16 protein-coding genes and 3 tRNA genes are annotated in these 17,826 nt (G+C 60.5%); 6 read left to right on the top strand and 13 right to left on the bottom strand.

Annotated elements, in window-relative coordinates; all coding sequences use genetic code 11:
• Positions 1-4: 4 nt before the first annotated feature.
• From ACMV8A_RS10925 to ACMV8A_RS10890, 8 genes are all read right to left on the bottom strand, one after another.
• A tRNA-Val gene (locus ACMV8A_RS10925) sits at positions 5-80 on the bottom strand.
• Positions 81-95: 15 nt separating this feature from the next.
• Positions 96-368: an HU family DNA-binding protein gene (locus ACMV8A_RS10920; protein ID WP_495325817.1), complete on the bottom strand. Its 273-nt coding sequence runs from the start codon at positions 366-368 to the stop codon at positions 96-98.
• 189 nt (positions 369-557) lie between these two features.
• The gene (lon, locus tag ACMV8A_RS10915; RefSeq protein ID WP_495325815.1) at positions 558-2,984 is read right to left on the bottom strand and encodes an endopeptidase La; all 2,427 of its coding nucleotides are present in this window, start codon (positions 2,982-2,984) and stop codon (positions 558-560) included.
• A 169-nt stretch (positions 2,985-3,153) separates the two neighbouring features.
• Complete coding sequence (gene clpX, locus ACMV8A_RS10910; RefSeq protein ID WP_495325814.1) at positions 3,154-4,434, bottom strand: ATP-dependent Clp protease ATP-binding subunit ClpX; 1,281 nt, start codon at positions 4,432-4,434, stop codon at positions 3,154-3,156.
• A gap of 125 nt (positions 4,435-4,559) precedes the next feature.
• The gene (gene clpP, locus ACMV8A_RS10905) at positions 4,560-5,192 is read right to left on the bottom strand and encodes an ATP-dependent Clp endopeptidase proteolytic subunit ClpP (protein ID WP_495325813.1); all 633 of its coding nucleotides are present in this window, start codon (positions 5,190-5,192) and stop codon (positions 4,560-4,562) included.
• Between the two features lie 27 nt (positions 5,193-5,219).
• A complete protein-coding gene (tig, locus tag ACMV8A_RS10900; RefSeq protein ID WP_495325812.1) occupies positions 5,220-6,512 on the bottom strand; it encodes a trigger factor in 1,293 nt (430 codons plus the stop codon).
• Positions 6,513-6,622: 110 nt separating this feature from the next.
• Positions 6,623-6,707 (bottom strand) — tRNA-Leu (locus ACMV8A_RS10895).
• Between the two features lie 104 nt (positions 6,708-6,811).
• Positions 6,812-6,887: transfer RNA gene (locus ACMV8A_RS10890), tRNA-Lys, on the bottom strand.
• Positions 6,888-7,143: 256 nt separating this feature from the next.
• Between ACMV8A_RS10890 and ACMV8A_RS10885 the strand changes: the two genes are divergently transcribed.
• Complete coding sequence (locus tag ACMV8A_RS10885) at positions 7,144-8,094, top strand: sigma-54 interaction domain-containing protein (protein ID WP_495325863.1); 951 nt, start codon at positions 7,144-7,146, stop codon at positions 8,092-8,094.
• Positions 8,095-8,158: 64 nt separating this feature from the next.
• Here the strand turns inward: ACMV8A_RS10885 and ACMV8A_RS10880 are convergent, their stop codons facing one another.
• From ACMV8A_RS10880 to ACMV8A_RS10860, 5 genes are read right to left on the bottom strand one after another with little or no spacing between them, the layout of a single operon-like run.
• Positions 8,159-8,629: a copper chaperone PCu(A)C gene (locus ACMV8A_RS10880; protein ID WP_495325810.1), complete on the bottom strand. Its 471-nt coding sequence runs from the start codon at positions 8,627-8,629 to the stop codon at positions 8,159-8,161.
• 33 nt (positions 8,630-8,662) lie between these two features.
• A complete protein-coding gene (locus ACMV8A_RS10875) occupies positions 8,663-9,310 on the bottom strand; it encodes an energy transducer TonB (protein ID WP_495325808.1) in 648 nt (215 codons plus the stop codon).
• A gap of 2 nt (positions 9,311-9,312) precedes the next feature.
• Positions 9,313-9,711, bottom strand: coding sequence for an ExbD/TolR family protein (locus tag ACMV8A_RS10870; RefSeq protein WP_495325807.1), 399 nt, complete (start codon positions 9,709-9,711; stop codon positions 9,313-9,315).
• Complete coding sequence (locus tag ACMV8A_RS10865) at positions 9,701-10,360, bottom strand: MotA/TolQ/ExbB proton channel family protein (RefSeq protein WP_495325806.1); 660 nt, start codon at positions 10,358-10,360, stop codon at positions 9,701-9,703. The genes ACMV8A_RS10870 and ACMV8A_RS10865 overlap by 11 nt, the downstream gene beginning before the upstream one ends.
• Positions 10,361-10,407: 47 nt before the next feature.
• Complete coding sequence (locus ACMV8A_RS10860) at positions 10,408-12,651, bottom strand: TonB-dependent receptor (protein WP_495325805.1); 2,244 nt, start codon at positions 12,649-12,651, stop codon at positions 10,408-10,410.
• 593 nt (positions 12,652-13,244) lie between these two features.
• On the opposite strand from ACMV8A_RS10860, the gene ACMV8A_RS10855 reads away from it, so the two are divergent.
• The 5 genes from ACMV8A_RS10855 to ACMV8A_RS10835 are packed head-to-tail and all read left to right on the top strand — an operon-like array spanning position 13,245 to position 17,813.
• On the top strand, positions 13,245-14,105 hold the full coding sequence (locus ACMV8A_RS10855; protein WP_495325804.1) for a hypothetical protein: 861 nt from the start codon (positions 13,245-13,247) through the stop codon (positions 14,103-14,105).
• Positions 14,092-15,078: a 4Fe-4S binding protein gene (locus tag ACMV8A_RS10850; RefSeq protein WP_495325803.1), complete on the top strand. Its 987-nt coding sequence runs from the start codon at positions 14,092-14,094 to the stop codon at positions 15,076-15,078. Before ACMV8A_RS10855 ends, ACMV8A_RS10850 begins: the two co-directional genes overlap by 14 nt.
• The gene (locus tag ACMV8A_RS10845) at positions 15,059-16,333 is read left to right on the top strand and encodes a double-cubane-cluster-containing anaerobic reductase (protein WP_495325802.1); all 1,275 of its coding nucleotides are present in this window, start codon (positions 15,059-15,061) and stop codon (positions 16,331-16,333) included. The genes ACMV8A_RS10850 and ACMV8A_RS10845 overlap by 20 nt, the downstream gene beginning before the upstream one ends.
• The gene (locus ACMV8A_RS10840) at positions 16,330-17,130 is read left to right on the top strand and encodes an acyl-CoA dehydratase activase (protein ID WP_495325801.1); all 801 of its coding nucleotides are present in this window, start codon (positions 16,330-16,332) and stop codon (positions 17,128-17,130) included. The genes ACMV8A_RS10845 and ACMV8A_RS10840 overlap by 4 nt, the downstream gene beginning before the upstream one ends.
• The gene (locus ACMV8A_RS10835) at positions 17,130-17,813 is read left to right on the top strand and encodes a sulfite exporter TauE/SafE family protein (protein ID WP_495325799.1); all 684 of its coding nucleotides are present in this window, start codon (positions 17,130-17,132) and stop codon (positions 17,811-17,813) included. Before ACMV8A_RS10840 ends, ACMV8A_RS10835 begins: the two co-directional genes overlap by 1 nt.
• Positions 17,814-17,826: the final 13 nt, after the last annotated feature.

Genomic DNA, 17,826 nt, shown 5'->3' with positions numbered 1-17,826 from the left:
TGCATGGTGGGTGCTGAGGGACTTGAACCCCCGACCCTCGCCTTGTAAGGGCGACGCTCTACCAACTGAGCTAAGCACCCTGTCCTAAAGGCGCGCTAGTTTACTGCATCCTTCAAGGCTTTGCCAGCCTTAAAGCTGGGATTTTTTGCAGCCTTGATATCGATGGTTTCACCGGTACGCGGATTGCGGCCGCTGCGTGCAGCACGCTCACGGACCACGAAGGTACCAAAGCCCACCAGGTTCACCTGCTCGCCATTCTTCAGCGCACTGGTCACAGCCTCGATCATGGCGTCCAATGCACGGCCGGCGGCAGCCTTGGAAATATCGGCGCCTGCAGCAACCGCATCGATCAACTCGGACTTATTCACCAGGTAATCTCCTATATTCCGCTGTTCAAAAAAAACACCGCCTCATTACTGGGCGGCCGGCGATTCGAGGGGCGTTTTATACCAACTGCCTCGAGACACTGTCAAGCAAGGATTTTTCTTGGCTCGATTGTGAATTGATTTTGCAGGAAAAACACCCCGCCGTGTTAGCAGCGGGATGTGAACCATGTATCAGTGCGGCCTAATAGTGCCCTGATTTTCCGCTTCCGCCGGTTTGGCGGGCTCGACCACCTCGACGGTCTCCGGCAGTGGCTCCGGCATGTGCACCAAGGCAAGCTGCAGCACTTCATCGATCCATTTGACTGGATGAATCTCCAGGTTTTCCTTGATTGCGTCGGGGATATCGGCCAGATCGCGCCGGTTGTCATCCGGAATCACCACCGTCTTGATACCACCACGTTGCGCCGCCAGCAATTTTTCCTTCAGACCACCGATGGGCAGCACTTCGCCGCGCAAGGTGATCTCACCGGTCATCGCCACATCGGCACGCACGGCAATACCCGTCAGTGCCGATACCAGCGCCGTACACATGCCGACGCCCGCGCTGGGACCGTCCTTGGGAATGGCGCCCTCGGGGACGTGGATATGGATGTCCTTCTTTTCGTAGAACTCCGGATCGATGCCGAGCTTGCGCGAACGACTGCGCACCACGCTCATCGCCGCTTGTATCGACTCCTTCATCACATCACCCAACTGGCCGGTGATGGTATGCTTGCCCTTGCCAGGCACCACCGCGGTCTCGATGCTGAGCAGTTCCCCCCCCACCTCGGTCCAGGCCAGACCGGTCACCTGACCGACCTGATCCTTCTCTTCGGCGCGGCCGAAACGGAAGCGGCGTACACCCAGATACTTTTCAATGTTCTGTTCAGTGACGACAGCCTTGCCCTGCTCCGGATGCAGCAGCAGGTCTTTGACCACCTTGCGGCAAATCTTGGAGATCTCCCGCTCCAGATTACGCACGCCGGCCTCACGGGTGTAATAGCGCACAATCGCCCGCAAGCCTTCGTCGCCGATCTCCAATTCACTTTCCTTGAGGCCATTGGCCTTGACCTGCTTGGGCAGCAGATAACGCTGGGCGATATTGAGCTTCTCGTGCTCGGTGTAGCCGGGGATACGGATGACCTCCATACGGTCCAGCAGCGGCGCCGGTATGTTCATGGAGTTGGCGGTGGCCACGAACATCACATCGGATAGGTCGTAATCCACTTCCAGGTAATGGTCGTTGAAGGTGTTGTTCTGCTCCGGGTCCAGCACCTCCAGCAACGCAGAGGCGGGATCGCCACGGAAATCCATTGCCATCTTGTCGATTTCGTCGAGCAGGAACAACGGATTGCGCGTGCCAATTTTAGACAAATTCTGCACGATCTTGCCCGGCATCGAGCCGATATAGGTACGGCGATGGCCGCGGATTTCAGCCTCGTCACGCACACCGCCCAAGGACATGCGGACGAACTTGCGATTGGTGGCGCGCGCAATGGACTTGCCCAACGAGGTCTTGCCCACGCCCGGGGGGCCGACCAGGCACAACACCGGTCCCTTCAACTTGTTCACGCGCTGCTGCACGGCGAGATACTCGAGGATGCGCTCCTTGACCTTCTCCAGGCCGTAGTGATCCTCTTCCAGCACCTGTTCCGCCAGGGCCAGGTCGTTACGCACCTTGCTGCGCTTCTTCCACGGCACATTGACCAGCCAATCGATGTAGTTGCGCACCACGGTGGCCTCGGCCGACATGGGCGACATCATCTTCAGCTTGTTGAGTTCGGTGGTAGCCTTGGTCTTGGCCTCCTTGCTCATACCAGCCTTCTGAATCTTGCGCTCCAATTCCTCCATCTCGTTGGGCGCCTCTTCCAGGTCACCCAACTCCTTCTGGATCGCCTTCATCTGCTCGTTCAGGTAGTACTCGCGCTGACTCTTCTCCATCTGCCGCTTGACGCGGGTACGGATGCGCTTTTCCACCTGCAACAGATCGAGCTCTGACTCCAGGGCGGCGATGATATGTTCGAAGCGCTCGCGCAGTTCGACGATTTCGAGGATCCTCTGCTTCTCGTCAATCTTGAGCGCCATGTGCGCCGCGATGGTATCGGCCAGACGATTGCTGTCCTCGATACCGGCCAGCGAGGTCAGTACCTCCGGCGGCACCTTCTTGTTCAGCTTGACGTACTGGTCGAACTGGTTGAGCACCGAACGTGACAACACCTCGGCCTCGCGCTCATCCAGCCGCGGCGTTTCCAGCAGGCTGATCTGGGCGGAGAAGAACTTGTCGTTGGGCAGGAAGTGAATGATCTTCGCCCGCTTGGTGCCCTCGACCAGGACCTTGACGGTGCCGTCGGGAAGCTTGAGCAGTTGCAGGATGTTGGCCAGGGTGCCGATGCGGTACACATCGTCCTGTTCCGGATCATCCTGGGCCGCGCTCTTCTGCGCCACCAGCAGGATGTGTTTGTTGCCCGCCATCGCCTCTTCCAGGGCAAGAATGGATTTCTCGCGGCCCACGAACAGGGGAATGACCATATGGGGGTAGACCACCACATCGCGCAGGGGTAGTACCGGCATCACCTGCAGCTGGTCGGTCAGTTCGGAAGTCTTGTCCTGATCTGTCATTCTCGGTTACCTCGTCGCCCGGCCTGTGTCCCGTAACTGTCAACCACAGGCCCTGGCCGTGTGTGGGCATGCAAACCCCATGCATCGAGAAAAGATATGCGGATGACGCACAGGGTTTTCAAGCGGAGCCAGAAACGTCACGGCCGCCCGTGGGCGGCCGTGTGTTGGCTCACTCGCTGGCCGCCGCCGAGCGTTGCTCTCCGCCTTCGTATAACAACAAGGGTTCAGCCTCACCCTTGATCACGCCTTCATCGATCACCGCCTTGCTGACATTCTCCAGCGAGGGCAGGTCGTACATGACATCAAGCAGAATGGCTTCGAGTATGGAGCGCAAACCGCGTGCACCGGTCTTGCGCTCCATGGCCTTGCGCGCCACCGCGGAAAGAGCCTCACTGGTAAACTCTAGTTCCACCCCCTCCATATCGAACAGGCGGGCATACTGCTTGGTAAGAGCGTTACGCGGTTCGGTAAGGATCTGCACCAGGGCGGCCTCGTCCAGTTCCTCCAGGGTGGCCACCACCGGTAGACGACCGACAAACTCCGGGATCAGACCATACTTGATCAAATCCTCCGGCTCGACGTCATACAGCACCTCACCAACGTTGCGCTTGTCGTCCTTGCTCTTCACCTCAGCGGAGAAGCCAATGCCGCCCTTCTCGGAGCGGCTGCGGATCACCTTTTCCAGACCGGCAAAGGCACCACCGCAGACGAACAGAATATTGCGCGTATCCACCTGCAGGAATTCCTGCTGCGGATGCTTGCGGCCGCCCTGCGGCGGCACCGAGGCCACCGTGCCCTCGATGAGCTTGAGCAGTGCCTGCTGCACACCCTCGCCGGAAACGTCGCGGGTAATGGAGGGGTTGTCGGACTTGCGCGAGATTTTGTCGATTTCGTCGATGTAGACGATACCGGTCTGCGCCTTCTCCACGTCGTAGTCGCACTTCTGCAACAGCTTCTGGATGATGTTTTCCACATCCTCGCCCACATAGCCGGCCTCGGTCAGCGTGGTGGCATCAGCGATGGTGAACGGCACATTGAGCAGGCGCGCCAGTGTCTCCGCCAGCAGGGTCTTGCCGCTGCCGGTGGGGCCGATGAGCAGGATGTTGCTCTTGGCAATCTCCACATCGTCCTTCTTGTGGCCAGCGTCCAGGCGCTTGTAGTGGTTGTACACCGCCACCGACAGCACCTTCTTGGCGCGCTCCTGGCCGATGACATACTCGTCCAGTATGGCCTTGATTTCACGCGGCGCCGGCAGTTTGCTGCGGCCACCTGATGTCTGCTCTTCCTGTACCTCTTCGCGAATGATGTCGTTGCACAGCTCGACACACTCATCGCAGATGAAGACCGACGGCCCGGCAATGAGCTTACGCACCTCATGCTGACTCTTGCCGCAGAAGGAGCAGTAAAGCAGCTTGTCGTTGTCGCCCGTGCTGTTGGAACCCTCGCTCATGGGCTGTCCTCGCGTCTTTCGGTTACTTGTTTACACCTTGCAGCGTTTCGGCCCGATTTTCAAGCCGACTGCCTGCCGGGTTGCTGCTCATCCCCATGCCCCTCCGGGGCGCAGGGCCGCGTATGTCAGACGCGCTTGTCCAGAACCTTGTCCACCAGACCGTACTCCTGGGACACCGCGGCGCTCATGAAATTGTCACGCTCGGTGTCCTGCTGGATACGTTCCAGCGGCTGGCCGGTGTGGTGGGCCAGAATGCCGTTCAGGCGCTCACGTATATATAGGAGTTCCCGGGCATGGATCTCCACATCGGAGGCCTGGCCGGAGAACCCGCCCAGCGGCTGGTGGATCATGACGCGCGAGTTGGGCAGGCAGTAACGCTTGCCCGGTTCGCCCGCCGCCAGTAGTACCGCCCCCATGCTGGCTGCCTGGCCGATGCACATGGTGGTCACATGGGGCTTGATGAACTGCATGGTGTCATAGATCGCCATGCCGGCGGTCACCGAGCCACCGGGGGAATTGATGTACAGGTGGATGTCCTTGTCCGGATTATCCGATTCAAGGAACAGCAACTGGGCCACGATGAGGTTGGCCATATGGTCTTCGATGGGGCCGACCACAAAGATCACCCGCTCCTTGAGCAGACGTGAATAGATATCGAAGGCGCGCTCACCGCGCCCCGTCTGCTCAATCACCATGGGCACCAGTCCCAGGTTACGGATTTCCTGCATTCCGGCCATAGGCCCCTTATCGGTAATCATGCATATACCTTTATAGCTGGTGCGTTATTACGCACGGTTCATCAGTTCACTGAAGCCCTGCGGCTTCTCGGTCACCTGCACCTGCCCCAGCACCCACTCGACCACACGCTCTTCCAATGCCAGGGACTCCACTTCGCCCAGGCGGCGCTTGTCGGCGTAGAACCACTTCACCACCTCTTCCGGCTGGTCATAACCGGCAGCCATCTGCTCCACCTTGCGGCGCAGGGCATCGGCATCGACCTTGAGATTGTGGCGTTGCACCAGTTCCGCAAGGAGCAGCCCCAGGGTCACGCGCTTTTTCGCCTGCTCCTCAAACATTGCCGGGGAAATGGAACCGGTCTTGTCGGCCGGCAACTGCATATTCTCACGCATTTGTTGTGCCAAGGCCTGCGACTCCTGCATCACCAACGCCTGCGGCACAGTAATATTGTTGATTTCCAACAACTTATCCATCACCTGCTGCTTTACCAGGCTGTTCAGACGCTGTTCCAGTTCACGCTCCATATTGGCGCGAACCTCACCACGCAGGGCGGCAATGCCACCTTCCACACCAAACTTGGCGGCAAAGGCATCATCCAGTTCCGGCAGCTGCGGCTCTTCCACCTGCTTGACGCTGACCTTGAACTGCACCGGTTTGCCGGCCACTTCCTTATAACCATAGTTGTCGGGGAACTGCAGGTCGAGGGTACGCTCCTCCCCTGCCTTGGCGCCCACCAGCCCCTCTTCGAAGCCCGCAATCATGCGCTTGCCGCCCAGGGTGACGGGGACGTTTTCGCCCTTGTTGCCCTGGAACTCGGCGCCGTCGATGGTGCCCTTGAAATCGATGGTGACGCGATCGCCGTTGGCGGCACCGCGCTCGACCGCCTGCCAGCCTGCATTCTGCGTGCGCAGGGTCTCCAGCATGGTATCCACGTCCGCATCGTTCACCTGGGCCACCGGCTTTTCGATGGCTACCCCGTCAAATCCGGCCAGATGGATCTCCGGCATGACCTCGAAGGTGGCGATGTATTCGATGCCCTTGCCCTGCTCCAGGCTCTTGGGTTCAAAGGACGGATAGCCGGCCGGGCGCAGCTTTTCCTGGGTGACGGCCTCGAAGTAGGTGGACTGGATCACATCACCCAGCACTTCCTGGCGTACCTGGTCGGCATAGCGCTGCTGCACCATCTTGAACGGCACCTTGCCCGGGCGGAAACCCTTGATGCTGGTGGTGCGGGCCAACTGGCGCAGGCGGTTGTCCACTTCCGATGCGATGCGCTCTTCGGGAACCTGGACAGTCATGCGGCGCTCGAGGCCGGCGGTAGTCTCAACTGAAACCTGCATTGCAACTCCTTAATTCCAATAGCAATTTATCGTGATCGGGAAATTCGGCCGCCCGCCAAACGGGCTCGGCATGTGCGCTAACTCGCAAGGTCGGAACCTACCAGGCGTGCTGGTGCGAAAGGAGAGACTCGAACTCTCACGGATTGCTCCGCTGGAACCTAAATCCAGTGCGTCTACCAATTCCGCCACTTTCGCGAATCACGGGATTATAACGATTCCTACCGGCACGACATAGCCCCAGCAGTGGGCATAAATGCAGTAAGGTCGCGTCGGAAAGGGAAAAACTACGAGGGGGAAGGTGGTGGGCCGTGTAGGATTCGAACCTACGACCAAGAGATTAAGAGTCTCCTGCTCTACCAGCTGAGCTAACGGCCCTGAAGAGGGCGCAGATTAAACCAAATTCATTTGCGCTGATCAAGGGGAAATTTTCATTTGCCGCCCGAAGCGGCCAGCCCCCGTTTGATCTCCATCAAGGCAAAAGACGCACACCATGGCCATATTTGCCACAAGGGCTTTACCGTAGACCGAACCGGGCGCTATTCTTCGCCCATGTGAAGATAAGGGTGCCGCTATGAGATAGCGGGCACCCGCAACAATAACCTTCGGGACAGGAGCAGCAACCATGCCGCGCATGAATGCATTCGAACAACTGCTGACTGGTCAGGCACCGGAGTTCTGCGCCCTCATCCGCTCGGCCAAAGTGGTCGCAGCGACTGATGTCACGGCGCTGCTGCTGGGTGAAAGCGGCACCGGCAAGGAGTTGTTCGCCTCCGCCATCCACCAGGAAAGTCGCCGCGCTCACGGTCCCTTTGTCGCCATCAACTGCGCCGCCCTGCCCGAAGGGCTGGCCGAATCGGAACTGTTCGGCCACCGCAAGGGCGCCTTTACAGGTGCCGTACGGGAACATTCGGGTCGCATCCGTGCCGCTCATGGCGGCACCCTGTTCCTGGATGAGATCGGTGAGCTGCCGCTGGCCGTGCAGGCCAAGTTGCTGCGCTTCCTTGAATCCAGCGAATTGCAGCCGGTGGGCGATACCGAGGTGGAGCGTGTCGACGTGCGCGTCATTGCCGCCACTCACCACGATCTGCACCAGCGGGTAAAACAGGGGCTGTTCCGCGCCGATCTCTATTACCGTCTCAACGTGGTACCGCTGGAGTTGCCGGCACTGCGCACCCGCCCGGGTGATATCCGCCTGCTGCTCGATACCCTTACTACGCGCATCGCCACCCAGCATGGTCTGCAGGCGCCGACTTACCGCCCGCGTGCCCTGAAGGCATTGGAGCAGTACCGCTGGCCCGGCAATATCCGCGAACTGCGCAACTTTGCCGAACGCATGGTGGTGCTGTTCCCCGGCGGCGAGATCGACTTCGAGAACCTGCCGCATGAAATCCGCATCCCGCAAATCGATGAGCCGACCTTGTTCACCCTACCCGACAGCGGCATTCGTCTGGAAGAGTTGGAGCAGCAGATGATTCGTCAAGCGCTGTACAAGACCCGCGGCAACCGCAGCCATGCCGCCCGCCTGCTCGGCCTGACCCGCGACACCCTGCTCTACCGGTTGAAGAAATACGCCATCGAGTAGAGGGCTCCGGCCAGAAACGACAAGGGCGGCTCTGCGCCGCCCTTGTCGTTTCTACCACTCGTTATCAGTGGTGATGCATCATCTTGCCATCGTTCATGGGCATCCCCATGCCGGCGCGGACTTCAAAGGTTGCGGGCAGGGTGCTGCCGTTCTTGAACTTCAGCGTGATCTCCACCTTCTCGCCTGCCTTGAGCGCACGCTTGGGCTGCATCAGCATCAAGTGGTAGTCACCAGGCTTGAACTCCAGGCTGCCATGGGCCGGGATCTCGATGCTGGGCTGGTGCACCATCCGCGCCATACCGCCTTCCATTACCGTGCGGTGCAACTGCACCTCGGCGGCCACCGCGCTGTCGGCGCCGACCAGAACCAGCGGCTCGGCGGTATGGTTGTGCAAAACCATGAATGCCCCGAGCGCCGGCGCCATCGGCGGCGCCTCCCGTATCCAGGGATTGTCCACCATCGCACCGGCCGCGCTCGCCAGAGACGCATACATGCCCGCCAGCGTCAGCACCATCATCCGCACCATCTTCACCATTACCGTGTTCCTCCGCGTTATAAAATCGTTCGGCTAATTCAACTTGAACTCCATCCCGAAACTCACCCGCATGGGACAGACAACACCGGGTGGTGGCAGCGGCAACGGCAACGCCGCGCGTACCGCGTCCTCTGCCGCCTTGCGCAAGACCTCCTGACCATCCGCCACCAGAACATCGCTGATCTGGCCGTTGTCGTGCAGCACGAATGATACCTGAATCACGCCCTGCAACCCGCGCCGACGTGCTGCGTGGGGATAGAATTTGTGCTCTTCGATATGGGCCAGCAACTGTCCCAGATAATGCCCCCGCGCCTGCTCCTGCTGCCGCGGATCACCGGCCACCTCCACCGGCGCAGGGGCAGAATCCAGGACAGGCTCCGGTTCGCTGGGGCGGACCACCTCCTCCGGGACAGCCTTTTTCACCACCTTGGGTTCTACAGGTTTGGGTTCCGGCGGCCGTGGCTTGGGGGGTTCGGGCGGCTTTGGCTGTGGCTTCACTTCAGGCACCGGCGCCGGTGGCTGCGGGGTGGCTGCAACGCGGAAACTGAGCCGCGTCACTCCGGCCTGCTGCCGCGCCTTGCCATCTTCCGCACTCAGAACGAACGCCCCCGGCCAAAACAGCGCCAGATGCAGACCCAGCGAAACCAAGACGGCACCGGACCAGACTATGCCTTCGCGCAAGGTCATTGTTCCACAGTCACGATATCCACGCCTTCGGCTCCCGCCTTGCGCGCGGCATCCAGCACACCTACGGCCAATCCCAACGTGGCGGTACGATCACCGCGTATACGCACCACCTTTTCAGAACGGCCGGCCAACTCATCCTGCAACCGGACATCGAGTTCGGCCAGATCGATAAAGTGATCACGTATCAGGATGCGCCCCTGCGCATCCAGAGTCACCTGCACATATTCGTTGTCATCGGGCACGCCCGTCTGCGCCACCGGCAGGTCCACCTTGATGTTCTCCTCGCGCACAAAGTGCGAGGTAAGCATAAAGAACACCAACAGCAGAAAGACGATGTCGATGAGCGGTGTCAGATTGGGAACGTGACTCAGCCGGCGCCGGCCTTCAAACTGCATGGACGACACCCTCGCGGTGATGCACCGGCTCGGAAGTCTCTACGATATCGCAGCCGGGCATCTGTTCCAGCACCACCGAGGCGCAACTACGCATGGCCTGGGCACGGCGATCCGCCATGCCTTCCAGTACATGCAGCATCAGCAGAATCGGGATCGCGACGGCCAGGCCGACGCCGGTGGTCAGCATGGCCTCCCAGATACCACCGGCCAGTGCCTGGGCGTCCACGCGGCCCCCCGCCTGCTCGATCACCATGAAGGCCTTGATCATGCCGATGATGGTACCGAACAGCCCCAGCAGCGGGGCGGTGTTGCCGAGCACGCCGAGGGTACGGAAGCCGCGCTCCATACGCTGCAACTCCTCGGAACCGATGCGCGAGGCCACCCGCCCCAGGTCCTTCACCCCCGCGGCAGCGGCCTCCAGCATGCCGCGGACGATAGTCGCTTCAGGGCCGCGCAAGGGCTGCAACAAGGCCATCGCCTCGTTGCGGCGCAACGCCTGCAACAGACGGCCTTCAAAGTCCCGCGGTGGCCGTCCCAGCAGGGCGAAGCTGAGGAAACGCTCGACGAGAAACGCCACCGCGATGATGGAGTAGGCCAACAGGACCCAAACCACCACGCCGCCCTTGGCCAAAATCTCTTCAATGGTCATCGTTGTTCCAATTTATGGCGCTTGGCTGAATGACAGCCGTTATGCTGTTAGAACTGCACGGACAGTCCGGCCGTCCAGACCCGACCCGGATTGACGACGATGGATATATCCTCGGCGTTGAACACCCCGTCCTTGTTGCCATCGCTGCTGCCGCGGGCCGTATTGAAATACTTCTCTTCAAAGACATTATCAACACGCAGGAAGAAGGATGCCTTATTGGATGTGCCGAACCGGGTGTCATAACGCACTAGCGCATTGAACACCGTGCGCGCGCCGATTTTGATGGTATTCGGTTCATCGGCATAATAGCTCGAATAGGCATCCATTTCACCGGTGAACATCCAGCCTCTTGCCGGTCGGTAATCCACAGACATATTCAGATGATGTTCCGGCGTACGCGGAATCACATTTCCGGTAAGGTTCATGGCCTGCAGACAGTACTGTGTCGCCGGATTGAGTCCGGTACAATCTGCCACATAGGTGCCATAGCGGTTGCCCAGCAACAGATTGAAATTGTCGTAGCGGGTAAACTCCGAGAGCAGATAGGTGTAGGCGACATTCAGCGCAACCGTGCGCGCCGGATCGCTATTCAGCGCCAGCTCGAAGCCGCGCGAGCGCATGCCGCCGATATTCTGGTACTGCTCCAGCTCACCGCCCACTGGCAGACTGTACTGTCCCGCCGTCGACATAATGTAGTCATCGCGTTCCAGCTGGAAGATGGCCGCATCGAACTCCCAGTCCACCTCGCCCCAGTTCGTCCTGCCACGCAATCCTATCTCCATATTGAGCGACTGCTCGGGATGCAGCCCCGGGTTGCTGGCGGTCTTGCCGGTCGGCGCGATGGTTCCGGCGAACAACTGACTGATGGAGGGGGCGCGGAAGCCGGTCGACACGTTGCCATAGATGTCGGCTGACTCCGCCAGGGCATAGTTTCCGCCCAGGCGCCAGGAGGTGACATCAAAACTCTTGTCCAGCTTGAGTGCCGCGAGATAGTCCTCATAATCCAGCGCAATGTGGTCGTAACGGCCGTTGATGGTGAAGGTGAGCCTCTGCGCCGGCTGGAATTTGATCTCGCCGTAGGCTGCCTGCACCTGTTCGCGCGTGAAGTCATCGCCGACGACAGTACCGGCATAACGGATGGGATTGAGCGGCGACAGACTTGGGCTGGACTTGAAGTCCACAAGATACTTGGTGTAGTTGCGATAGGTATTATCACGCAGGTCCAGGGCCGCCATCCAGGCCAGGCCTTGACCGGCACTGCGATACTCGCTCTTGATCCCTCGCTGCACCTGCTTGTAGTCGTTGCCGGTGGTATAGGCATCAACGTCCGTCACCAACTGTGGTGGCGTGTCCGCCGTGTAATTCTGTGGCGCCGAGGAGAAGCGGGTATGATCATTATATTGATAGGCGTTCAACAGCAGATTGCTGCCACCAGACAGATCCTTGGCATAGGTGAGGTAATACTTTCCCAGATCGACATCGTACATGCGGGCATAGTCACGCCCCTCGTAACTTTGCGGATCCAGACGTGCCTGCGTCACCCCCTCCACGGAACCATGGCTGTCCTTCTTCCGGTTGGATGCTTCAAAACCGAAGGTGAGGTCGCTGCTGTCGTCGACGTACCACTGCAACTTACCATCCACGTAGTCAGCCCGATATTCCGAGTCAAACCAGTAACCGTCGCTTTCACGCCGCGATACCTGGATATGGGCATTCATATGATCTCCGGCGTAACCGGCGCGCACCAGGTATTTCTGAAAATTGAAGCTGCCGCGCTCCGCCTCCAGGCGGTAGCCAGCCAGTTTGGCGCCACGTTTGGTAGTGATGATCACGGCACCGGCCAGGGCGTCATCACCGAACAGGTAAGACGCCCCACCCTTGACGACCTTGATGGATTCGATATTGTCCAAGTCGATATTCACTGCGCCGGTGCGCTCGAATACCGGGACGCCATCAATGACCACGGCGACGCCGGGCTTCTCACCCATGTAGCGCTGATTCTCCACGCCACGGATATGGATCTTCAGGTTGCCGCCGCTGGTGAATTCCGAGGTAATACCCGGAATGGATTGCAAGACTTGTTGCAGATTCTCCACATGAGACTCATCCACCTTCTCTCCGGATATGGTCCGCGTATTGGAAGGCTCGTCGCGTTTCTGTTCAAAACGATCGTCGATGGTGGTCGATTCCACGTAGATGACACCCAGACTATCGGCTGCGATGGCTGGAGACGCCGCCAACAGACCGCATAGCACACCTTTCAGAAGACGCGAGCCGCGAAAGTTTTTCATTACTTCACCCCGTACAATGTTGTTTTTGTCTTATGGTCCTGCCACGCTTTAAACGTGTCGGATGTTGCATGTTTGGTCTGTCAATGTTTTGATATTAATCAACACGAAACCACCCACCCATCCAGACGCACTTGATTGCATGATCCATGCCCATCACTAAGTACCTGTTTCATCACTGAGATAGGATTGCGCGCACCGTCACCCATACGCGAATTGCCGCAACACTGTGGCATATGACGTAAATCATGCTGCCGCCCCACTGCCTCATGCGAGGTGCCAACATCGGAGCAAGCTGAGCCATATCGCCCGCTGTTGCGTCATTTGCCGCACCCCACGAACCCCACACCTGCGCCCATGGCTCGCCACATCAATGGTTTATGCCGTTGGCATGCAACGTGCTGTCAATAACAGGGGTGAGTACCATGTCAGCGCTATAGGCGGCATAACTTACCCGCCGCCACACCGTCCCAAACCTGAGCCGGACTGCCTGGAATCTGTGCATGAAAACAATAAGAGCCCTACTACTTCCCCTCTCGCTTGCCTGCACCGTCCCTGGAACATCCATTGCGGACCCGCTCTGGTGGTCGGAGACCATGCCTCACGCCGAACATGGCACTTCGCGCCACTCCCACGGCGGCCCGGTGGAGATCCGGCGCGGCGTTTACCACAAGAACCTGTGGTTACGCTCCGGTGAGGGGCCGGCAGACTCCGCCTACCTGGATCGGGCAGTGGCGGGGACAGTATTACTGATGGACGTCAAGGGAGAGGTAAAGGAGTACGCCGCAGGCAATGTGCATGGTTCCTACGGCGTCAACTTCGCCATGCCCGACGAGGGCTTCTACAACCTGTACCTGATCAGCGAATCCATCTCCAACGGCGTGCGCCATGTCGGCATTGCAAAATCCGAGGTGCTCAAACACAGTTGCCGCGAAGGCCACGACCACGTCAAACCGCTGATGGCGCCGCGCACGCTTGATAGCCTGCCACTGGAGATCGTGCGTGAGCGCCAGCCATCGGAGAACTTCCACTCTCTGTTGGGCTACGGCGATACCGCCACCTTCCAGATACGTCGCTTGGGGCAACCGCTAGCCGGCGCCGAGGTCACTTTTCACACTGCACAGGGCTGGCACAAGACGGTGCGCACCGACGATACGGGCCGGGCCCGATTCATGCTGGTCCGCGACTATTACCCGGAGTGGGCGGAATTCGATCGCCGCCACCGCCAGGACTATATGATCAGCGCCAGCTACAGCGCTGTGGAGGAAGGGACACCGACCCGGTATACAGCAACGTACAACGGCAGCTACTACCCCTCCGCACGCGATTACCGCTCCTACGCCTACGGCCTGCTGCTGGCTACCTTCGCCCTTACCTTCACCGGCGTCGCTGTATATCTCTATCGCCGCCGCCGTCAGCGCCGCTTCCACGAGGTCCGTTTCGATGAAAAGAATTAGAGACGCCGTCAACGGCGTCGACCTGCGGCGCTTTCGCTTCTGGTTGCAGCTGTTTTTCTTTGCCTTGTTGGTGTATGGCGGTTATCTGGCGGTCAACCTCGGCCAGTACCTGCCCACCTTCGCCTGCGGCTTCAATCAGGAGGGGCGCGGCGGTATCTGCTACCTGCTGCCCTTGCAGCATCAGCTTGCCATGTCCTGGGGCATGCTGTTCAGTTGGGCCGGCCTGATGGTATTGCAGGGCTTTCTGTTCTTCGCCCTGTGGTTCTTCGTGCTCAACAAGGGCTGGTGCGGCTATGTCTGCCCGCTGGGCACCCTCCAGGACTGGATTACCAGCCTGCGTACGCGCCTGGGTATCCGCTATTCGCGTTATACGGAAGGCCAGTTCCGCCGCCTCAGCCTGATCAAGTACCTGCTGCTGGCCCTGATGATCCTGATCCCTCTCGGCATCGGCGGCGCCCTGCTGCCTCACGACATGGGCACCCCGTTCTGTGACATCTGCCCCGGCCGCATGATCATCCCCATGTTCACCGGCGATTTCTCCCAGTTCACCGTGGACTTCTCCACCAAGACTGCCATGGTGATGACCGCCCTCGGCATGCTGGTCACCGGCCTGTTCCTGGCAGGCGCCTTTTTCAAGAAACGCTTTTTCTGCTTCTTCTGCCCCATGAGCGCCCTGCACTACCTGTTGTCCAAGCCGGCCCTGCTCAAGCTGAAGAAGGATGGTGCCAAGTGCACCCGCTGCGGCGACTGCTACCGGGTGTGCGATATGGAAATCCGTGAGATCGCCGACGAGGTGAAGGACCCGCGCATCATGCAGGACGATTGCATCATGTGCCTCAAGTGCGTGGCCCACTGCCCCGAGCAGGGCGCCCTCAAGGCCACCTTCGCCGGCATACCCATTTTTGAATCCACCGAACACGGCTTCATCAAGCGCATGACCAAGGGACAAAAGCATGAACACGACGCAAAGTGAGGCCCCCGCCTACAACCGCTCGCGCCAGGCCCGGGAGGCGGAGACCCTGCTCGACCGCATCCAGGACGACTTTCCCGACAACCCGCAGGCAATGCGCTATTTCTATGATCTGTTCCGCAACGTCTATTGCCACGGCGAGCCGGTAAAGCATGAGGGTACGCTGGTGGGCACCACCTGTATTCACGCCCCGGAGGAACTGATCTATGCCTTCGGCGCCACACCGGTGCGGCTGTGCAACGGCTCCTATCATTACGACCAGATCGGCGCCGACTTCATGCCGGCCAAATCCTGCCCGCTGGTCAAGGCCACTCTGGGGTCGCTGCACGCCAAGGCTGCTGTGCCCAACACCCAGGCGTTGGAGTTGATCGTCAACCCCACCACCTGCGATCAGAAGACCAAGGCCAGCGCGATGATCGAGGCCATGGGCTACAAGGTGCATGATCTGGAACTGCCGCCGGCCAAGGAAAGCGAAGAGGCCCGGCTCTACTGGCAGCGCTCGGTACGCCGCCTCGCCGTGCGCCTGCGCGAGCTGACCGGACGCAAACTGACGCGCAACAATCTCCGTCAGGCCATGGCCCGCACCGCCCGCGCCCAGACCGCCTTCCGCACCCTGCACCAGTTGCGCAAGTCCGCACCGGCGCTGTTCCTCGGCAAGGACGCCTTCCTGGTCACCAATGCCTATTTTTTTGATGACCTCGACCGCTGGACCGCGGCGGTGGAAAAGCTCAATACCGAACTGCTGCAACGTAAGGAGGCCGGTTTCCAGGCGGCACAGAAGCGCGCGCCGCGCATCCTGTTCACCGGCTCGCCACCCATCTTTCCCAATCTAAAGCTGCCCCTGCTCATCGAAGAGGCAGGCGGCGTGGTAGTGGCGGATGAAACCTGCTCCGCCAACCGCATGCTGTACGATATGACGGCGGTAGACGAGTGGCTGCTCAACGACATGGTGGACGGCCTGGCCGATCGCTATCTCAAGCCCTGCACCTGCCCCATCTTCACCCGTAACGATGATCGCCAGCGCCGCCTGCTGCAATTGGCGACGGACTTCGACGTGGACGGCGTGGTGTACCAGGCCTTTGCCGGCTGCCAGGTGTACGAAATGGAATACCGCAGCATCGCCGATGTGCTCGCTGCGCAAGGCATTCCCATGCTGTATGTGGAGACCGACTACAGCCCCGACGACATGGGCCAGTTGTCCACCCGCATCGAGGCCTTTCTGGAGTCCATCAAGACCCGCAAGAGGAGCAAGCAATGAGTTATTTCGCCGGGATCGACATCGGCTCCACCGCCATCAAGGCCGCGGTGGTCGATGCGGAGGGCGCGCTGATCGGTACGCACATCGCCCCCACCGGAAGTTCCTTTCACAAAAACGCCATGGAGACCTTCGAGGCACTGCTGGCCCGGCACGGCATCGGCCGCGAGGCAGTGAAGTTCATCACCGCCACCGGTTACGGCCGCAAGCTGTTCAAGGAGGCGGACGATTCCATCAGCGAGATCACCGCCAACGCCGTCGGCGCCTTCGAGGCGGGCAAGGCCTACGGCGGCGTGCGCACCATCATCAACATCGGTGGCCAGGACTCCAAGGCGATCCAGATCGACATCCATGGCAATGTCAGCAACTTCGCCATGAATGACAAGTGCGCCGCCGGCACCGGGCGTTTTCTCGACGTGGCGGCACGCAACCTGGAGATCGATCTGGAGGAGCTGGGCGACTACCACTTCGGCGGCCACGGCACGCCGCTCACCATCAACAGCACCTGTGCGGTGTTCGCCGAATCGGAGATCATCGGCCTGCTGGCCAAGGGCCACGGCAAGGAGGAGATCGTTGCCGGCATCCACTACTCCATCGCCCGCCGCACCGTGCGCCTGGCCAAGCGCGTCGGCATCGAGGACCGCGTCTACTTCGACGGCGGCCCCGCCCTCAACAAGGGCCTGGTGGCGGCGTTGCAGGACGAACTGGGTCGTGAACTGGTCATTCCCGCGGAGCCACAGACCACTACCGCCTTCGGCGCCGCCATGCTGGCGCGCAGTCAGTATCTGGCCGAGGCGTGATGGAACCCATCGAACAGAGCATCGTCACCCTGCCGCTGGCCCTGGCCCTCGGCCTGGTATTCGGCTTCAGCGCCTGCACCATCAGTTGCCTGCCCTACCTCGGCCCGGTGTTCCTCGCCAGCGACGGCGGTATCCGCCAGTCCTGGCGCACGGTGTTGCCCTTCTCCCTCGGCCGCCTCAGCAGCTACGCCGGACTCGGCCTGGTGGCGGGGTACGTCGGGCAATATCTCGGTGACGACGCCGGGCTCGGCAACGTGCGCTGGGTACTGGGCTGCGCCGCCGTCATGGTCGGCCTGGCCCTGCTGCTGCGCCGCGCACCGCCTGCCGCATGCAGCGCAGCGGCGGCCGGGGAGCAGCCGCTGCAACGGCGCGATCCCGCGGCACCGCGCGCCCTGATGCCCGGCGGCCTGTTTCTGCTCGGGGTCAGCATGGCGCTCACCCCCTGCGCCCCCCTCGGCACGGTGCTGTTCTCCGCCGCCCTCAGCGCCAGCGCCGTCCACGGACTGGCCCTTGGCCTGTCCTTCGGCCTCGGCGCCATCGCCCTGCCCGCCCTGATCTTCGGCGTCGGCGTGGCCTATATCGGCGCCCGCCTGCGCGAACAGTTGCGCCACTGGCGCCACGGCGTGCAACGCCTCAGCGCCCTGCTGCTCATCGCGGTCGGCGGGGTGAATCTGTTCGCTTGATGGTGCGCACGCC

It is taken from the genome of Sulfurivermis sp. (assembly GCF_059410345.1).
The sequence above is the reverse complement of the archived record's forward strand: the minus strand, read 5'-3'. Positions and strand labels throughout refer to the sequence as shown.

Coding starts and splice junctions, on each gene's coding strand:
- ACMV8A_RS10870 (WP_495325807.1), bottom strand. CDS start 9,711: ATGCAGTTTGAAGGCCGGCGCCGGCTGAGTCACGTTCCCAATCTGACA.
- ACMV8A_RS10880 (WP_495325810.1), bottom strand. CDS start 8,629: ATGGTGAAGATGGTGCGGATGATGGTGCTGACGCTGGCGGGCATGTAT.
- tig (WP_495325812.1), bottom strand. CDS start 6,512: ATGCAGGTTTCAGTTGAGACTACCGCCGGCCTCGAGCGCCGCATGACT.
- clpX (WP_495325814.1), bottom strand. CDS start 4,434: ATGAGCGAGGGTTCCAACAGCACGGGCGACAACGACAAGCTGCTTTAC.
- ACMV8A_RS10860 (WP_495325805.1), bottom strand. CDS start 12,651: ATGAAAAACTTTCGCGGCTCGCGTCTTCTGAAAGGTGTGCTATGCGGT.
- ACMV8A_RS10855 (WP_495325804.1), top strand. CDS start 13,245: ATGCCTCACGCCGAACATGGCACTTCGCGCCACTCCCACGGCGGCCCG.
- ACMV8A_RS10885 (WP_495325863.1), top strand. CDS start 7,144: ATGAATGCATTCGAACAACTGCTGACTGGTCAGGCACCGGAGTTCTGC.
- ACMV8A_RS10845 (WP_495325802.1), top strand. CDS start 15,059: ATGAACACGACGCAAAGTGAGGCCCCCGCCTACAACCGCTCGCGCCAG.
- ACMV8A_RS10865 (WP_495325806.1), bottom strand. CDS start 10,360: ATGACCATTGAAGAGATTTTGGCCAAGGGCGGCGTGGTGGTTTGGGTC.
- ACMV8A_RS10835 (WP_495325799.1), top strand. CDS start 17,130: ATGGAACCCATCGAACAGAGCATCGTCACCCTGCCGCTGGCCCTGGCC.
- lon (WP_495325815.1), bottom strand. CDS start 2,984: ATGACAGATCAGGACAAGACTTCCGAACTGACCGACCAGCTGCAGGTG.
- ACMV8A_RS10840 (WP_495325801.1), top strand. CDS start 16,330: ATGAGTTATTTCGCCGGGATCGACATCGGCTCCACCGCCATCAAGGCC.
- ACMV8A_RS10850 (WP_495325803.1), top strand. CDS start 14,092: ATGAAAAGAATTAGAGACGCCGTCAACGGCGTCGACCTGCGGCGCTTT.
- clpP (WP_495325813.1), bottom strand. CDS start 5,192: ATGATTACCGATAAGGGGCCTATGGCCGGAATGCAGGAAATCCGTAAC.